Raw genomic sequence first — 17,342 nt, forward strand, 5'->3', positions numbered from 1 at the left:
ATGCGAACCAAGAGCGTCTTCTTCCGACCGACCCTCGCCCTGCCGACCCTCGCCCTGCTCGCAGCGTGCGGAACCCCGCCCGTGGGCCCGATGCAGCCGTCCTCGCGCCCCCCCACGGAGGCGCGGAAGCCGGCCTCACCGCCGCCGCCGCCGCCCGAGGACTTCCGCAAGGCCGCGCCAGCCCCCGACCGCGAGGTCGCGTTCACTCCCCCCAAGATCCAGGAGTCCACCCTGCCGAACGGCATCCGGGTCCTGCTCGTCGAGCGGCACGACCTGCCGGTCATCGCCGTGGAGATCTCCACCGACCGCGGCGCGGACCAGGCGGCGCCGGGCGTCGGCGGCTTCGTCGGCGCGCTGCTCACCCAGGGCACCAAGAAGCGCTCCTCCCTCGACTTCAGCGACGCCATGGGGCGCATCGGCGCCCGCTTCGAGTCCAGGGTCAGCTTCGACGGCGGCGTCGTGAGCGGCCAGGCGCTCGCGCAGAACTTCGGCGAGCTGTTCGAGCTGCTCGCCGAGGCCTACACCCGCCCGGCCTTCGCCAAGGCCGACGTCGACCGCGAGCGCTCCCGCCGCCTCACCACCCTGGCCCAGATGAACGACAGCCCCGGGTCACTGCTCGGCGTCGCCGTGGTCCGCACCCTCTACCCCGAGAAGCACCCCTACGCCGCGCCCCTGATCGGCACCGAGGCCGCGCTGAAGAAGCTCACCGCGGCCGACCTCACCGCCTTCCACACCGCGAGCTTCCAGCCCGATCACACCACCATCGCCATCGCCGGCGACATCGGCAAGGACCAGGTCCTGCGCGAGGTCGAGCGCGTGCTCGGCACGTGGAAGGGCAAGGCGCGCCCCGCCAAGGAGCCCGAAGCGCCGCCTGCCGACGCTGCAGGCCCGAAGGTGGTGATCTTCGACCGCCCCGGCCTCACCCAGTCGAGCGTCGCCGTCGCCCTCCCCGGCGTCACCCGCGCGAACCCCGACTACGAGGCGGTCCTCGTCATGAACGGCCTGCTCGGGGGCCAGTTCACCAGCCGCCTCAACCTCAACCTCCGCGAGAAGCACGCCTACACCTACGGCGCGCGCTCCTTCTTCGACATGCGCCACGGCCCCGGCCCCTTCACCGCGGGCGGCGCCATCGTCGCGGAGAGCACCGGCCCCGCCGTGAAGGAGATCTACGCCGAGATCCGCCGCCTCCGCGAGGAGCCCGTGACCCTCGACGAGCTGGAGGCCACGAAGGACAACCTCGTCGGTCAGCTCCCCGCCCGCTTCGAGTCCGTCGACGCCACGGCCTCCACCCTGACGGGCCTCGCCATGTACCACCTGCCCCTCGACGAGTACGCGACCCGGGCCGCGAAGCTCCGGAGCGTCACCATCGAGGACCTCCAGCGCGTCGCCCGCAAGTACCTCGACCCCGAGCGGACGCGCCTCGTCCTCGTCGCCGACGCGGCCAAGGTGCAGTCCCAGCTCGAACCCCTCGCCCTCGGCAAGATCTCCGTGCAGTCCCCGACCGGAGGCGCGGCCACCCCCGCCGGTGCTCCGGGCGCGAAGGCAGCTCCGGCCTCGGCCGCCGCGTCTTCCGCACCTGCCCCCAGGGCCCCTGGCGCGGGCCCGGTGCCTCCCACGCTCGCCCCGAAGACCCCCCCCACGCCTCCTGGCAAGGCGCCCCCGCCGCCGCCTCCTCCCGTGAAGGCACCCCCCGTCAAGGCGCCCCGATCGCCGTGAGGCGCGGCCCCCTCGCCGTCAACGCGGCGCGCGCGACGCTCACGGCTGCCGTAGCGCTCTCGGCAGCCGCGGCGCTCCTCGCGCTCCCCGCGTCGGCAGCGGCCCAGTCCCCGGGACCCACGGTGCCCGACTGGGCCTTCCGCTCTGCCCCTGCCGAGGCCGTGCTCGCCGGCGGGAGCGCGGCCAGCATGGCCCTCTACCTCCTCCTGCCCCAGCGCCACAGCACCTGGGGCCCCTACCGCGCGCGGCCGCACCACACCACCCTCGACTGGATCAGCGACTTCACCGGCGCCCTCGGCGGATCGCTCCTCCTCACGGGCGGCGCCACCCTCTTCGAGGGCGCGTACCTCGCTCAGAATGGCGCCCCCGATCCCTACGCCCGCGCTCTCCGCACCACCCTCGTCGACGCTGAGGCCGTCATGCTCGCCACCGGCATCGTCGCCACCATCAAGCGCCTCACCGGCCGCTGCCGCCCGCGCGCGTGGCGCGACGGCCGCTGTCATGGCGACGACGAGGAGTACACGGCCTTCCCCTCCGGCCACACCGCCCCTGTCGCTGCCGTCGCTGGCGTCCACCTGTCCCTCGTGGCGCGCACCCCGGCCCAGGGCGGCTACCGCCTCGGCGCCCTCGGCCTCGCCGAGGCGTCCACGCTCGTCACCATGGCCCTCCGCATCGGCGCCGGCGCGCACTCCTGGGAGGACGTCGGCACCGGCTTCCTCCTCGGCCACCTCGTCGGCGTCGCCGTCGGCTACGCGCACCCCATGGTCGACCTCGGCACCGCCGAGCGGCGCGGTACCACCATGGATCCCCTCACCCTCGCCCCCCTCCCTCCCGCCTCTGGCCCCATGTTCTCCTGGTCGGGCACCTTCTGACGGGCTGCCCGAGTCGCTTCCCTGTCCTATCCCCATGACCGAAGGTTCCGTGCACGCCGCACGACGCGGGTGCAGAGGCGTCTCACTGCGTGGGGCGACCATGGCTTCTGCGGGAGTGCTCCGCACATCACGTCTATCCCCCCGCAGCCGCAGCCGATACCGTGGCTCAGTGCGCCTGTGATCGTCGGCGTCATCGCCCTCCATCCAGGCTGCCCGAGGAGAACGGGATGAAGTGGCTTCAGAGGGCCATCGTGGCGGTGGGTGGTCTGAGCGTCTCTGCGGTTCTGGCGCTGTCGTGCTCGGCCACGAATGAGGGCAAAGGGTTCGAGACGAGCGGCGACCCGGGCGCCGGAGGCAGCGGGGGCAGCGGGGGATCGTCCGGCGTGCTGACGGGCGGCGTGGGGGCGGGGTCCAGCTCGGGCTGTGACGGTCGCACCTGCTCCAGCGACCTGCACCAGATCCTCGACTGCGACGGCAACCTCATCGAGGAGTGCCCGCCCACGCAAGGCTGCGGCGAGACCGGGTGCGTCGAGGCCTGCGAGAGCGCCCGGCAGAACAAGAGCTCCATCGGGTGCGACTACTACGCCGTCGCGCCGGACATCATCTCCGAGGTGGCTGGCGCGTGCTTCGCCGCCTTCGTCGCCAACACCTGGACCACCCCGGTCAGCATCGCCGTCGAGCGCGACGGACAGTCCTTCGACCTCTCCCAGTTCGCGCGCATCCCCTCGGGCAACGGCCAGGCGCTCACCTACACGCCCTTGCCCAACGGTCAGCTCCCCGCGGGCCAGGTGGCGATCCTCTTCCTGGCCCGCTTCAGCGGCCTCTCCACCGCCTGCCCCGCCGGCGTCACCCCCGCCCTCACCACCGAGCACGCCGCGGTGTTCGGGACCGGCAAAGGCGCCGCCTTCCACATCACCACCTCCGCGCCCGTCGTGGCCTACACCATCTTCCCCTACGGAGGTGGATCCACGGCTGCCACCAGCGCCTCCCTGCTGCTTCCCACCCCTGCCTGGGACACCAACTACATCGCCGTCGACGCCTTCCGGAAGTCCGCCATCGTCCCCGACGCGCAGCCCTCCGTCGACATCGTCGCAGCCGAGAACGACACCGTGGTCACCATCAACCCTGTGGTCCCCATCGTGGGCGGCACCGGCGTCCCTGGCGGGGCCGCTGGCGTGCCTGCCACGTACACACTCCAGCGAGGGCAGGTGCTGCAGTTCACCCAGAACGAAGAGCTCATCGGCAGCCCCATCGAATCGAACAAACCGATCGGCGTCTGGGGCGCCGCGTCGTGCCTGAACATCGACGTCACCGAGGGCGCGTGCGACTCCGCGCACCAGCAGATCCCCCCGGTGAAGGCGCTCGGCAGCGAGTACGTCGCCGTCCGCTACAGGAACCGCTTCGACGGCGAGGAAGAATCGCCCCCGTGGCGTCTCGTCGGCGCGGTCGACGGCACCACGCTCACCTACGACCCGGCGCCGCCCACCGGCGCTCCTTCCACCCTCGGCCGAGGTCAGGTGGCCGAGTTCCGTGCCCCGGGGCCCTTCGTGGTGCGCAGCCAGGACAAAGCGCACCCCTTCTACATGTCCGCGCACATGACGGGCTTCCAGGGCCTCGGACACCCCGGCGACGACCGCGGCGACCCGGAGTTCGTGAACGTCATCCCCCCGGACCAGTACCTGAAGAGCTACGTCTTCTTCACGGACCCGACGTACCCGGAGACCAACCTGGTCATCACCCGCAAGAAGACCGCGACGGGCTTCGCCGACGTGCAGCTCGGGTGCGCGGGCACGCTCACCGGCTGGCAGCCCGTGGGAACGGGCGGCGAGTACGAGTACACCCGCTTCGACCTCGTGCGCGGCAACTTCGTGCCCCAGGGCGGCTGCGACAACGGCCGCAACGAGCTCTCCAGCCAGGGGCCCATCGGCCTCACCGTGTGGGGCTGGGGCAGCGCCGCGACGGTGGGGTTCTTCACGGGAGCCGTGAGCTACGCCTACCCCGCGGGCGCCAGCATCCAGCCCATCAACACCGTCACCGTCCCCGCCACGCCCCAGTAGTCGCCAGCCCTGGTCGTCGCCGAGCCCCGGTCGTCGCCACGCCCCAGTAGTCGCCAGCCCTGGTCGTCGCCAGCCCTGGTCGTCGCCGGGCCCTGGTCGTCTCCGGCCCTGGTCGTCGCCACGAAGGCCTACCCGGGGCTCCTGCGCCGAACATTCCATCCGTGTCGCACGATCCTCGCGACAGCGTGCCCTCGCGCCGCGCCCAGAGCACGGATCCTGGCAGGGGGAGACCGCGCCGCGCCTATCAGGCAGCGTCGGCAACGGATATCCTGCGCACGAGCGTCTGTGATCGTCGGCGTCATCGCCCTCCATCCAGGCTGCCCGAGGAGGATGGAATGAAGTGGCTTCACAAGGCCATGATCGCCGTGAGTGGTCTGGGTTTCTCTGCGGTCCTGGCGATGTCGTGCTCGGCCACGAGCGAGGATGGTGGCTTCGAGCCGAGCGGCGGCAACCCTGGCAGCGGGGGCAACGGGGGTAGCGGGGGGTCGTCCGGGGTGCTGACGGGTGGCCCGGGCTCGGGGGGCAACTCGGGCTGTACCACCCAGACTTGCTCCAGCGACCTGCACCAGATCCTCGACTGCGACGGCAACCTCATCGAGGAGTGCCCGCCCACGCAAGGCTGCGGCGAGACCGGGTGCGTCGAGGCCTGCGAGAGCGCCCGGCAGAACAAGAGCTCCATCGGGTGCGACTACTACGCCGTCGCGCCGGACATCATCTCCGACGGCATCGGCGCGTGCTTCGCCGCCTTCATCGCCAACACCTGGACCACCCCGGTCAGCATCGCCGTCGAGCGCGACGGACAGTCCTTCGACCTCTCCCAGTTCGCGCGCATCCCCTCGGGCAACGGCCAGGCGCTCACCTACGCGCCCTTGCCCAACAACCAGCTCCCCCCGGGTGAGGTGGCGATCCTCTTCCTCGCCCGCTACGGCAACACCCTCACCAACTGCCCGAGCGGCGTCACGCCGGCCTTCACCACCGGCTACGCCTCCGTGTCCGGGACCGGCATGGGCGCGGCCTTCCACCTCACCACCTCGGCGCCCGTGGTGGCCTACACCATCTTCCCCTACGGCGGCGGCGCGAGCGCCGCGACGAGCGCCTCGCTGCTCCTCCCCATCACGGTCTGGGACACCAACTACATCGCCGTCGACGCTTTCCGGAAGAGCACCCTCGTGGCGCAGGCGCAGCCTTCCATCGACATCGTCGCGGCCGAGAACGACACCCAGGTGACCATCAACCCCGTGGTCCCCATCGTCGGCGGTCCCGGCGTCGCTCCGGGGCCTGCCGGCGCACCCGCCACGTACACCCTCCAGCGCGGTCAGGTGCTGCAGCTCAGCCAGAACCAGCAGCTCATCGGCAGCCCCATCGAGTCGAACAAGCCGATTGGCCTGTGGGGCGCCGCGTCCTGCCTGAGCATCGACGTGGGCGACTCCGCTTGCGACTCTGCCCACCAGCAGATCCCCCCGGTGAAGGCGCTCGGCAACGAGTACGTCGCCGTCCGCTACAGGAACCGCTTCGACGGCCAGGAAGAGTCGCCCCCGTGGCGCATCGTCGGCGCGGTCGACGGCACCACGCTCACCTACGACCCCGTCGCTCCGGCGGGCGCACCCACCACGCTCAACAGCGGCCAGGTCGCCGAGTTCAGGTCTTCTGGCCCCTTCGTGGTGCGCAGCCAGGACAAGGATCACCCCTTCTACGTCTCCGCGCACATGACCGGCTGCGTCACGCTCGGCAACCCGTTCGATTGCCGGGGCGACCCCGAGTTCGTGAACGTCATCCCCTCGGATCAGTACCTGAAGAGCTACACCTTCTTCACGGATCCGACGTACCCGGAGACGAACCTGATCGTCACCCGCCGGCGGATGGAGTCCGGCTTCGCTGACGTGCAGCTCGGATGCGCCGGGACGCTCACCGGCTGGCAGCCGGTGGGCAGCGGCGGCGAGTACGAGTACACCCGCATCGATCTCGTGCGCGGCAACTTCGTGCCCCAGGGCAGTTGCGACAATGGCCGCCACCAGATCTCCAGCGCAGGGCCCATCGGCCTCACCGTGTGGGGCTGGGGCAGCGCCGCGACCGGCGGATTCAGCACGCAGGCCGTGAGCTACGCCTACCCCGCGGGCGCCAGCATCCAGCCCATCAACACCGTCACCGTCCCCGCCGTGCCCCAGTAGCCTCTCCTCAGCAGCCTCCCGGACCTTGCCGCGTCCCCTGACGGCGTGACGCGGCGTGGCCTCGCCCTATCCCTCGGCAACCGAACTGGATACGGTGTCATGGAGCGCCTGCGATTGGCGTCGGCGTCGGCGCCGTCGCCCGCCCTCCAGGCTGCCCGAGGAGACTGGGATGAAGTGGCTTCACAAGGCAATGATCGCGGTGAGTGGTCTGGGCTTCTCTGCAGTCCTGGCGATGTCGTGCTCGGCCACGAGCGAGGATGGTGGCTTCGAGCCGAGCGGCGGCAACCCTGGCAGCGGGGGCAGCGGGGGTAGCGGGGGGTCGTCCGGGGTGCTGACCGGTGGCCCGGGCTCGGGGGGCAACTCGGGCTGTACCACCCAGACTTGCTCCAGCGACCTGCACCAGATCCTCGACTGCGACGGCAACCTCATCGAGGAGTGCCCGCCCACGCAAGGCTGCGGCGAGACCGGGTGCGTCGAGGCCTGCGAGAGCGCCCGGCAGAACAAGAGCTCCATCGGGTGCGACTACTACGCCGTCGCGCCGGACATGATCTTCGAAGCCGTCGGCGCGTGCTTCGCCGCCTTCGTCGCCAACACCTGGACCACCCCGGTCAGCATCGCCGTCGAGCGCGACGGACAGTCCTTCGACCTCTCCCAGTTCGCGCGCATCCCCTCGGGCAACGGCCAGGGGCTCACCTACGCCCCCTTGCCCAACGGGCAGCTCCCCCCGGGTGAAGTGGCCATCCTCTTCCTCGCCCGCTACGGCAACGTCCTCACCAACTGCCCGAACGGCGTGACGCCTGCCTTCACCGCCAACTACGCCTCCGTGTCCGGGACCGGCATGGGCGCGGCCTTCCACCTCACCACCTCGGCGCCCGTGGTGGCCTACACCATCTTCCCCTACGGCGGCGGCGCGAGCGCCGCGACGAGCGCCTCGCTGCTCCTCCCCACCACGGTCTGGGACACCAACTACATCGCCGTCGACGCCTTCCGGAAGAGCACCCTGGTGGCTCAGGCGCAGCCCTCCATCGACATCGTCGCGGCCGAGAACGACACCGTGGTCACCATCAATCCCGTGGCCCCCATCGTCGGCGGTCCCGGCGTCGCTTCGGCGCCTGCCGGCGCGCCCGCCACGTACACGCTCCAACGCGGCCAGGTGCTGCAGTTCAGCCAGGACCAGCAGCTCATCGGCAGCCCCATCGAGTCCAACAAGCCCATCGGCCTGTGGGGCGCCGCGTCCTGCCTGAGCATCGACGTGGGCGTCGCGGCCTGCGACTCCGCCCACCAGCAGATCCCCCCGGTGAAGGCGCTCGGCAACGAGTACGTCGCCGTCCGCTACAGGAACCGCTTCGACGACCAGGAAGAGTCGCCCCCGTGGCGCATCGTCGGCGCGGTCGACGGCACCACGCTCACCTACGAGCCCGCCGCTCCGGCGGGCGCACCCACCACGCTCAACAGCGGCCAGGTCGCCGAGTTCAGTTCTCCCGGACCCTTCGTGGTGCGCAGCCAGGACGAGGGCCACCCCTTCTATGTCTCCGCGCACATGACCGGTTGCCGCACGCTCACCAACGGGAGCGACTGTCGCGGCGATCCCGAGTTCGTGAACGTCATCCCCTCGGGCCAGTACCTGAAGAGCTACACCTTCTTCACGGATCCGACCTACCCGGAGACGAACCTGGTCATCACCCGCCGGCGGACCGCGACGGGCTTCGCCGACGTGCAGCTCGCGTGCGCGGGCACCCTCACCGGCTGGCAGCCCGTGGGCACGAGCGGCGAGTACGAGTACACCCGCTTCGATCTCGTGCGCGGCAACTTCGTGCCTCAGGGTGGCTGCGACAACGGCCGCAACGAGATCTCGAGCGCGGGACCCATCGGCCTCACCGTGTGGGGCTGGGGCAGCGCCGCGACGGCGCCCTTCAACACGGTGGCCGTGAGCTACGCCTACCCCGCGGGCGCCAGCATCCAGCCCATCAACACCGTCACCGTCCCCGCCGTGCCTCAGTAGCCCCTCCCCAGCAGCCTCTCCCCAGCAGCCTCCCGAACGTCGCCGCGTCCCCTGACGGCGTGACGCGGCGCGGCCTCGCCCTATCCCCTGCAGCCGAACTGGATACGGTGCCATGGAGCGCCTGCGATTGGCGTCGGCGTCGGCGCCGGCGCCGTCGCCCGCCCTCCACCTGCGACAACGGGCGACACGAGCTGTCGAGCGCGGGCTTCGTCGGCCTCACCGTGTGGGGCTGGGGCAGCGCTGCCAGGGGACTCAGTTTCAACACCCAGGCCGTGAGCTACGCCTACCCCGCGGGCGCCAGCATCCAGCCCATCAACACCGTCACCGTCCCTGCCATGCCGCAGTCGTCATCCCCGCCTGACGCGAGAGCGCGCACTCCCGCGCCTCTGCGCTTCCGCGCCGATCCTCCTACCCTCCCGCACCGACCGCACCCGCAGCACGCGCGCGTCTTCGGCGTGCTGCCCGCAGAAACAGGTTGAACGCGAGGGCTGACTTCACGATTCTATCTTGGGGCGACTCCGTCCCCACCTCAGAGGAAGAGATGAAGCACTGCAGCACCTCCAACGACCCGCTCTCCTCCATCACCCCGAACCTCACCACCCCGAACCTCACCACCCCGAACCTCACCACCCCGAACCTCACCACCCCGAGCCTCCCCCGGCACCTCCCGGGCACCCGCCGCGCCAGCCAGCGCGGTTTCACCCTCGTCGAGATCGGCATCACCGTCGCCATCATCGGCATCCTCGCGGCCGTCGGCGTCCAGCGCGTGAACAGCTACTTCTCCCAGGCCCGCACCGCCGAGGCGAAGCAGATGATCGGCGGCATCTCCCGGGCCCTCCTCACCACCTTCGCCGTCAAGAACCAGGAGAAGCTCGGGGGCCCCACAGGCCAGGATCCAGGCATGTGCCGCGACACCGTGGCGGTTCCCACCGCCATGGCCAGCGTGCAGCGCCGCAAGTACCAGCCCAGCGGCGCCCTCAACCGCGATTACAACACCGGCAATGACCTGGCCGGCTGGAAATGCATTGGCTTCAGCAATGACCAGGCGCAGTACTACCAGTACAAGTACAACCTCGGATTGCCCCCCGTGAACGTCGACGGCAACGGCGCGGCGCAGGGCGCGCCGGGCGTCTCTCTCTCGCGGCAGTTTGCCATCACCGCCAAGGGCGACGTCGATGGCGACAACAAGTTCTCGTGGTTCGTCCTCACCGGCTACGCCATGGGTGTCGAGCTCACCGTGCGCTCCGGCGTCGGCATCAAGGACGCAGAGGAGTAAGCCATGTCCGCCTCGGTCCCCTCCATGCCTGCCCAGAACCACCCCACCTCTGGCGTCCACCCGGTGGGCTCCAGGCCCGCCCACGCGGACCCGTCCTCGCTCCAGCCTGGCGACACCGTGCTCGGCGTGCTCCTCGCCGCGCCCCTCGGCACCGGCAACGTCGCCCGCGTCTGGTCGGGCCTCGACGGCGAGGCCCCCGTCGCCCTCAAGGTCCTCGATCCGATCCTGGCCGACGACCCCGCGCGCGCCACCTTCGTCCGCGGCGCCGGCGCGGCCCTCCGGCTCTGCAAGCCCACGCCGCCGCCCGGGATCCTCCCGGTCCACCGCGTCAGCGCCGATGGCCTGGTGCTGGTCACCGACATCGCCGAGAGCGACCTCGGCGATCTGACCGCCCTCGCCTGGTCACCCCAGCAGCTCGTACCCTTCTTCAAGCAGCTCTGCCGCGCCCTCCAGGCGGCGCACCAGGCGGGGCTCGTCCACGGCGGCCTCAAGCCCTCCAACATCTTCATCAGCGACGCCCTCGAACCCCTCATCGCCGACCTCGGGCTCACCCACCTTCCCTCGCGCGTGAGCGTCTCTCCCGACGCCGGAGGCCACGCCCCCTACGCCGCACCCGAGGCCCTCGCCGGCACGGGCGACCTCGCGCCGACCGCCGACGTCTACAGCCTGGGCCGCGTCTTCTACTTCCTCCTCCTCGGCCGGGAGCCCGACGAGCCCGTGTCCGACCTCCCCGCGCTCTTCCCGCTCGCCGCGGTGCCCCAGGGCCTCACCCGCATCGTCCGCAAGTGCACCATGCGCGACCCTGCCGCGCGCTACCCCGACCTCGCCGCGCTCCTCGCCGATCTCGACCAGTACGAGCGCGCCGACAGCGTCGGCCTCCCCGGCCCCGTCTTCGAGCCCGCCCTCGCACGCCGCTCCCTCGCCGACGTCATCGACCCGCCCATCTCCCAGCGCACCCCGCGGGGCCTCGACGACGCCGGCCCCATCTCCACCCGAGGCATCCCCCAGCCCCGCGCCTCCTCGCCGGGCCGCGCCTCCTCGCCGGGCCTCGACGAGACGCCCCTGCCCCTCTCCCGCTCCGGAGAAGCAGGCCCCGCGAGCCTCCGTCAGTCCCTCACCGCGCCTGCGCCGGAGACCGTCTGGATCTCGCGCCGCACCGAGCGCCTCCTCGCCCTCTCCGGCGTCGCCCTCCTCGGCGTCCTCGCGGTGGCCCTCGCGGTCTCCCGCGTCCCCTCCGAGGCCCTCCTCCTCGCCCTGCGCCATGGCGCCGCGGTGGCCGCCGCGCTGCTCACCCTGGCCCTCCCGCGCATCCCCCGCCGTCTCGTCCCGGCCCGCATCGCCTTCGCCCTCTTCGCGGCGGTGCTGGTCCACCTCGTCGACGTCTCACAGCTCTCTCCCCTCCGCCTCCGCGCCACGCTCTCCTCCAGCGACCCTGCCGCCCGCGCCCAGGCCGCGCGCATCCTCGCCACCGAGGGCCACCGCGATCTCTCGAACCGCGACCTCTCGGACCTCGACCTCTCCCACGCGGAGCTGACCGTGGTGAGCTTCCGCGGCACGAGCCTCGCCCGCTCGAACCTCACCGGAGCCGCCCTCACCGAGTCATCCTTCGACGGCGCGGACCTCACCGCAGCCACGCTCGACGGCGCCGAGCTGTCGTCCACCAACGCCGACACCGCGGCAGGCTGGACCACCGCCACCTGCGACGAGCAGACCCGCATGCCCACCGGCTGGGCATGCCGCAACGGCCACCCCGCCTCCGCCCCGCCCGACGACAGCGCGATGTAAAGTACTGCGTACCCTGGAGCAGGGACCCAGGATCCCTACACTCCCGATGGTCGCTACCCCCGTTACTTCGCTCGAACGTCGAGCCGAGGACCCGGGACGAACTTGGGGACGCCGTCCTATCCCTCCTGCATGATGCGCGCGTACTGGCCGAGATCAGCGCTGAGCCCCATGCCCGCGTAACGCTCCTCGGGAGACGGAAGCTGGTCACCCTCGCCCCGCCTCTCCCCCGCGCTCCCCGCCTGCGGCACCTCTCCAGCGCGGCCTTCCCGCACCGCGACGCAAGCCACCTCGTTGGGTGGCTCGGCCAGGGCCGCGACCACGCGCGCGAGCATCCGCTCCAGCGCCGCCTCCGAGTCCGCCTCTGCGTCCGTACCCGCGCCTGCACCCAGACAGGCACGCACCGCCTCGGGTTCCAGGTTGCTCGTGCCGAGCAGGTACACATCCCCGGGGAGCACAGCCTCGCTCCTCATCTCCCAGGGAGGGACGGCCGCGCGAGGCTCCGCCGCCGGTGCGCGTCCGTCGGCCTCCGGCGTCCCCGGCGGGGGCGCTGGCACGTACTCCATGCCCAGGAGACGCACCACGATGTTCCGGTACTCCTTCGCCGCGAACTGCTCCCAGTTCGGCCACCCGGAGCGCCGCGCGTCCTCCAGCAGCGAGTGATCCACGGTGAGCTGCACGGCCCCCTCACCGCCGCGGAGCCGGAACACCCGGCAGTTCCCGGCGTGCGCGATGGCCACCCGTCCCTCGGCGAACCACGCCGCTGCCACCTCCACGCCGAGCCCACCCCAGTAAGGTCTGATCCGGCTCAGCCCGAGCAGCGTCCGGTGCACGTCCGCGAGGAAGGCACCGAGCGCGGCCTCCTGGCTCCAGCCCGTCCCCCCTCGCGCAGCCTCCAACGTCGCTTGCTGCGCCGCTTGCTGTAGATGCGTGCGCGCCGCGTGCACGACCACCTCTGTCGGGATCGGGCCCCGCTGGCCCATCAGTCCATGCACCGAGAGCGCGAGCGTCTGCGCTCCGCGCAGGGTGGTGAAGGACATGGACAGCGCTGCCTCCACGGGGTGCACCCACTCCTGCGCCTGATGGTACACCGCGGTCCTCTGGCCCATGTCCCCATGCTATCCCGGGCGCCCTCCGGAGGGTCAGGTGCGTGTCCGCCCATCCCCGCGCCCCCCCCGTGCCTCCCCCCTCTTGCGGGTCACTCCGCGGACCCGACGACGGTCAGGGCTTCTTGCGCCGTCCACCCGTCTTGGGGAACAGCTCCGAGATCTCGAGCACAGGGATCACGCGCCTCCTCCCCGCATCCTCGTAGATGATCTCGTGAGTATCAATCGGAGGGGTCAGGACCGACATGGGGCGCTTCTGCAGTTTCCCTGCGCCGTATGAACTCTCCTCGAAGATGTCGCCCTGCTTGCCCACGGCCCAGCAGACGATGACATCGATCGCGTCGAAGAAATGATGGATGGGGTTGTCTGCGGACACCTCCAGCTTGAACTCCATCCGCACGAAAGGTCTCCGCTCGGCGAGGAGCTTCGGCTCCCGCAGCTTGCCGATGGCATCCACGCCCTCGCTCGCGTCGTATTCGATGACATGGATGGGCATCTCGAAGCGCCCAGCGAGCAAGCCATAGACGTAGAACAGCTCCTGCTCCGACCGCGGCGCCTTCAGGAGGAGCGAGTAGTTCTCTCCCAGCGTCGGCAGGCCGCTCACGTCCATCGGATCGATGCCGTCCTTCTTCGTCTTCGATTCGATCCATTGCTGAGCTTCTTCGAGTCGATCGCTCATCTGTTTGATCTCGCGCTCTCTGCGGTGCTCGAAGGTCGCTCGCTTCAGGCGCTCGACCCACTCCTGGAAGCTCCTGTTCTTCAGGGCCTCCTTGAGCACTGTGACGAGCGCGTCGACCACCTTCACATCGATCACCGCTCGGTTCGAAACATCGTTGCGATTGGCGGTGAGCCGGAAGCTCTGGTGATTGACGAAGACCTTCCAGTTTCGCAAATTGTTCAGCTCGAACTGGAGCTTCTGTCCTGACGCCTCGTCCAGCGCTTTGCGGAGCAGATCATTGCGCTGGGTGATCGGGATGAAGTCGCGACAGAGCCAGAGCCCGAAGCGATCTTCGAAGCTGTAGATGCCCTGGTGCCCCTGCCACTTGGCCTCCAGGTAGGTGTCGAGCTGGCGTCGATGTCCCTCGACGCGGGCCACGATGGAGATCCCGTCCTCTGTCGCCCAGGTCGACGGCGTCGTCAGCCGCAGGGCGCTCTTGTCGTCGCGCATGCGGCCCGCCCCTGCGCTCTGGTACTCGTCGGCGAAGCGATGCCCGTATGCGAGCAAGCCAGGCTGGGACCTGTGCTCCTTCACATCGTCTCCCCAGGCTGCGAGGAAATTCCTGTCCCGGCTCGCGGTCCCCATGCCGACGGGCATATACGCCTTCTCACCGTTCACGCGCAGGCGCACCTCGATGGGGCGGATCTCTCCCTCGTGGAGCCGCAGCTCGCTCAGGATCTCGTCCGAACGCGCGATGGCTCGGTGCCAGTCGATCCGGTGCTGGAACAGGCCCGCGCGGATGTCTCCGATGGCCGTGAACCAGTCGCAGTAGGACTCGATCTTGGCCCGATCGAGCAGCTCGCTCCTGTCCTCGAAGCCCACCTGCTCGATCAGGATCACCGTCCCGGCGCTGTCCTGGAGGCCGGTCTCCTCGATCTCCCGCTGGAGCGCGTCGGAGGGCTTCAGGGTGGACTCCGGGATCTCGTCGTCTGCGTGCTCGTGGGGCATGTCGAGCCTGGTCACGTTCCAGGGCTCCGACGCGCTGACACGGGTCGCCACGGAGAGGCGACGACAATCGAAGTACAGCTTCGTTCCGTGCCCTTTGTACCCGATCGATTGCTGTGCGTGCCCCTTGGCGGAGGCTCCCACCCCCCAGAATGCTTCGAGGCGCGCGTGGTCCATGCCCTCGCCGTCATCCGCGAGGACGAGGGTCACCTCGTTGCGCTGATCTTTCGCGGTCTTGAGCCAGAGCCTCGTCGCCCCATGATCCTTCGCGTTGGAGATGGCCTCGCGGAGGATCTCCAGCGCGCTCACCTTGTTCTCGGAAAGCTCGCGGACCAGGTTCCGGATGTCGAAGTTGCGCTTGATGGTCATGCCCGCCGCCCTGTGCCAGCAGTCTGCTGCCTGCACGTTTCGCCTTTTACACGATCGGCATCGGCGATGCCTTCTCCCGGGCTTTCCCTCACAGCGCTGGCCTGCCTGTCCGCCTTGCAGCTTCTGCCCCGGAACGGCATGCTTCGCTGCGATGAGCAAGCCTGCGCTGCGCAACGAGGATGGCTGGAAGCGCCACGCGGTGGCCACGTCCGAGGGGTATTACACCCTCCAGACCGAGGACATCGGCGACGTGCCGGTGCGCCTCTTCCTCACGCCCGAGCTGCTCGGCGCGGCGGAGGACACGCTCTACCGCCAGATCGTCAACGCCACCCGCTTCCCGGGGACCAGGCTCGTCGCCATCACCCCCGACGTCCATTACGGCTACGGCGTCCCCGTCGGCTGCGTGATCCTCACCGATCGGGGCGAGGGGGCGGTGGCCATGGGGCCGGTGGGCTTCGACATCGGCTGCGGCATGATGAGCGCCCGCAGCGCCGTCGCCGCGGAGCTGGCCACGCCGGACCGCAAGCTCGCCTTCAACCGCGAGGTCATGAAGCGGGTGAGCATGGGCGCTGGCGGCACCAGCGTGCGCTTCGGCAAGATGCCCGAGAAGGACCTCGTCGAGCTGGTCCGCGGCGGCGCCGAGCTGTACGTCGACAAGTTCGGCGCGGCCATCGACCGGAGCCGCGCCGAGCGGCAGCGCATCCCCGTCGACGACGCCTGGGACGTGCCCTGGGGCGGCAAGGGCAAGCCCGAGCGCGGCCTCGACCAGCTCGGATCCCTCGGCGGCGGCAACCACTTCATCGAGCTGCAGCGGTGTGACGAGACCGGCACCCTCTTCGTGCAGGTGCACACCGGCAGCCGCGGCTTCGGCCACGGCCTCGCCACCAACTACTTCGAGCTGGCCCGCGAGGAGCGCCCCGACCTCGGCGCCGACATCGACCTCGGGTACTTCACCCCCGACTCCGAGCACTACCGCGCCTACCTCAACGCCGTCGCCGCGGGCGGCAACTTCGCCATCATCAACCGCCTGATCATCTTCGAGCAGGTCGCCGAGGCCTTCCGCAAGGTGTTCCGCGAGGACCTGGAGCTGGTCTACGAGATCAGCCACAACCTCGTCCAGGCCGAGCAGCACCCCGAGTTCGGCGACGTCTGGGTGCACAGGAAGGGCGCCACGCGCGCCTTGCCGGCCCAGCACCCGGCGCTCAAGGGCACGCTCTTCGAGAACGAGGGCCACCCCGTCCTCGTCCCCGGCTCGAACCGCGACTACAGCTACATCCTCCGCCCCCTGCCGGGCGCCCACAAGAGCGGCTACTCCGTCAACCACGGCTCCGGCCGCCGCATGTCGCGCGGCGAGGCGGTCCGGGTCCTCTCGCAGGAGAAGGTGAACGAGCAGTACCGCCACGCCGGCATCCTCGTGAACCTCGACGGCGAGGTCCCCATCGACGAGTCGAGCGCCTGCTACAAGTCCGCCGAAGACGTGGTGACTGCCGTGGTCGACGCCGGCCTTGCGCGGGTCGAGTACCGCCTCTGGCCCCTCGCCTCGCTGAAGGGCACCGAGGAGAGCGCGGGCATGCGCCGCCAGCGCAAGGCCAAGGACAGGAAGCGCGACCAGGAGCGCGGCGAGGCCCGCGGCCGCAAAGGCCACTACTGACCGCGCGGCGCGCTCTCCCGACGGCGCCGCGGTGAATCAGCTCGTCTCCACCCTGGGTGTCAGCGCGCTGGTGTTCGTCTCGACGAACATCGACGACATCCTCCTGCTCGCGGCCTTCTTCGCCGACCCCACCTTCACCCGCCGCCAGATCGTCACCGGCCAGCTCCTCGGCATCGGCGCGCTGACCCTCGGCAGTGCCCTCTGCGCGCTGCTCGCCTTCGCGGTCCCGGAGGGGTGGCTCGGCCTCATCGGCCTCGTGCCCCTGGCGCTCGGCCTGCGGGGCCTCTGGGCGCTGCGCCCTGGCGCGCGGCGCGACGGCGACGGCGACGACGACAGCGACGACGGCCCGCAGCGCCCCCGCAGCCAGGCCTCGGGCGTGCTGGCCGTGGCCGGCGTGACCCTCGCCAACGGCGGCGACAACCTCGGCGTGTACATCCCCCTGTTCTCCAGCGCGCCCCGGCTCATCCCGGTCCACGTGGTGGTCTTCGTGTGCCTGACCCTCCTCTGGTGCGCCCTCGGCTACTGGCTCGTGAACAACCCCCTCCTCGGAGCGCGCATCCGTCGCTACGGCGGCGTCCTCCTGCCCTTCGTGCTGATCGGGCTCGGCCTGTGGATCCTGGCGGATGCGCGCGTTCTCCTCGGCCCCTGAGGATTGCGCCGGAGCGCGGAACACGGCTAGG

At 70.6% G+C, this 17,342-nt stretch carries 11 protein-coding genes; 9 read left to right on the forward strand and 2 right to left on the reverse strand.

Annotation, left to right across the window (positions count from 1 at the left end; genetic code table 11):
• The 7 genes from CAP_RS03595 to CAP_RS03625 all read left to right on the forward strand — a co-directional run bounded on the left by CAP_RS03595 (position 1) and on the right by CAP_RS03625 (position 11,876).
• Positions 1 to 1,716 carry a M16 family metallopeptidase gene (locus CAP_RS03595; protein ID WP_156040465.1) on the forward strand — a complete coding sequence of 572 codons (1,716 nt, stop codon included), beginning with the start codon at positions 1 to 3 and terminating at the stop codon, positions 1,714 to 1,716.
• Positions 1,713 to 2,588: a phosphatase PAP2 family protein gene (locus CAP_RS03600; protein WP_052374082.1), complete on the forward strand. Its 876-nt coding sequence runs from the start codon at positions 1,713 to 1,715 to the stop codon at positions 2,586 to 2,588. The genes CAP_RS03595 and CAP_RS03600 overlap by 4 nt, the downstream gene beginning before the upstream one ends.
• A gap of 227 nt (positions 2,589 to 2,815) precedes the next feature.
• Positions 2,816 to 4,645 (forward strand): IgGFc-binding protein, encoded by a 1,830-nt coding sequence (locus CAP_RS03605; RefSeq protein ID WP_044236098.1) that lies wholly within the window; start codon positions 2,816 to 2,818, stop codon positions 4,643 to 4,645.
• Between the two features lie 335 nt (positions 4,646 to 4,980).
• Positions 4,981 to 6,813 (forward strand): IgGFc-binding protein, encoded by a 1,833-nt coding sequence (locus CAP_RS03610; RefSeq protein WP_044236099.1) that lies wholly within the window; start codon positions 4,981 to 4,983, stop codon positions 6,811 to 6,813.
• A 169-nt stretch (positions 6,814 to 6,982) separates the two neighbouring features.
• Positions 6,983 to 8,815: an IgGFc-binding protein gene (locus tag CAP_RS03615; protein WP_044236100.1), complete on the forward strand. Its 1,833-nt coding sequence runs from the start codon at positions 6,983 to 6,985 to the stop codon at positions 8,813 to 8,815.
• 541 nt (positions 8,816 to 9,356) lie between these two features.
• Positions 9,357 to 10,091, forward strand: coding sequence for a type IV pilin protein (locus tag CAP_RS43670; RefSeq protein ID WP_052374086.1), 735 nt, complete (start codon positions 9,357 to 9,359; stop codon positions 10,089 to 10,091).
• 3 nt (positions 10,092 to 10,094) lie between these two features.
• The gene (locus CAP_RS03625) at positions 10,095 to 11,876 is read left to right on the forward strand and encodes a protein kinase domain-containing protein (RefSeq protein ID WP_044236101.1); all 1,782 of its coding nucleotides are present in this window, start codon (positions 10,095 to 10,097) and stop codon (positions 11,874 to 11,876) included.
• A 116-nt stretch (positions 11,877 to 11,992) separates the two neighbouring features.
• On the opposite strand, the gene CAP_RS03630 is transcribed toward CAP_RS03625, so the two are convergent.
• Together CAP_RS03630 and CAP_RS03635 are read right to left on the reverse strand one after the other, a co-directional pair.
• The gene (locus CAP_RS03630) at positions 11,993 to 12,982 is read right to left on the reverse strand and encodes a PP2C family protein-serine/threonine phosphatase (protein ID WP_044236102.1); all 990 of its coding nucleotides are present in this window, start codon (positions 12,980 to 12,982) and stop codon (positions 11,993 to 11,995) included.
• Positions 12,983 to 13,094: 112 nt separating this feature from the next.
• The gene (locus tag CAP_RS03635) at positions 13,095 to 15,011 is read right to left on the reverse strand and encodes an ATP-binding protein (RefSeq protein ID WP_044236104.1); all 1,917 of its coding nucleotides are present in this window, start codon (positions 15,009 to 15,011) and stop codon (positions 13,095 to 13,097) included.
• Positions 15,012 to 15,162: 151 nt separating this feature from the next.
• Here CAP_RS03635 and CAP_RS03640 point away from each other — a divergent pair, with 151 nt between their 5' ends.
• Positions 15,163 to 16,662, forward strand: coding sequence for an RtcB family protein (locus CAP_RS03640; protein WP_052374088.1), 1,500 nt, complete (start codon positions 15,163 to 15,165; stop codon positions 16,660 to 16,662).
• 31 nt (positions 16,663 to 16,693) lie between these two features.
• Positions 16,694 to 17,311 (forward strand): cadmium resistance transporter, encoded by a 618-nt coding sequence (locus CAP_RS03645; protein ID WP_044236105.1) that lies wholly within the window; start codon positions 16,694 to 16,696, stop codon positions 17,309 to 17,311.
• The last annotated feature ends 31 nt before the right edge of the window (positions 17,312 to 17,342 follow it).

It is taken from the genome of Chondromyces apiculatus DSM 436 (genome assembly GCF_000601485.1).
Classification (GTDB): Bacteria; Myxococcota_A; Polyangia; order Polyangiales; family Polyangiaceae; genus Chondromyces; species Chondromyces apiculatus.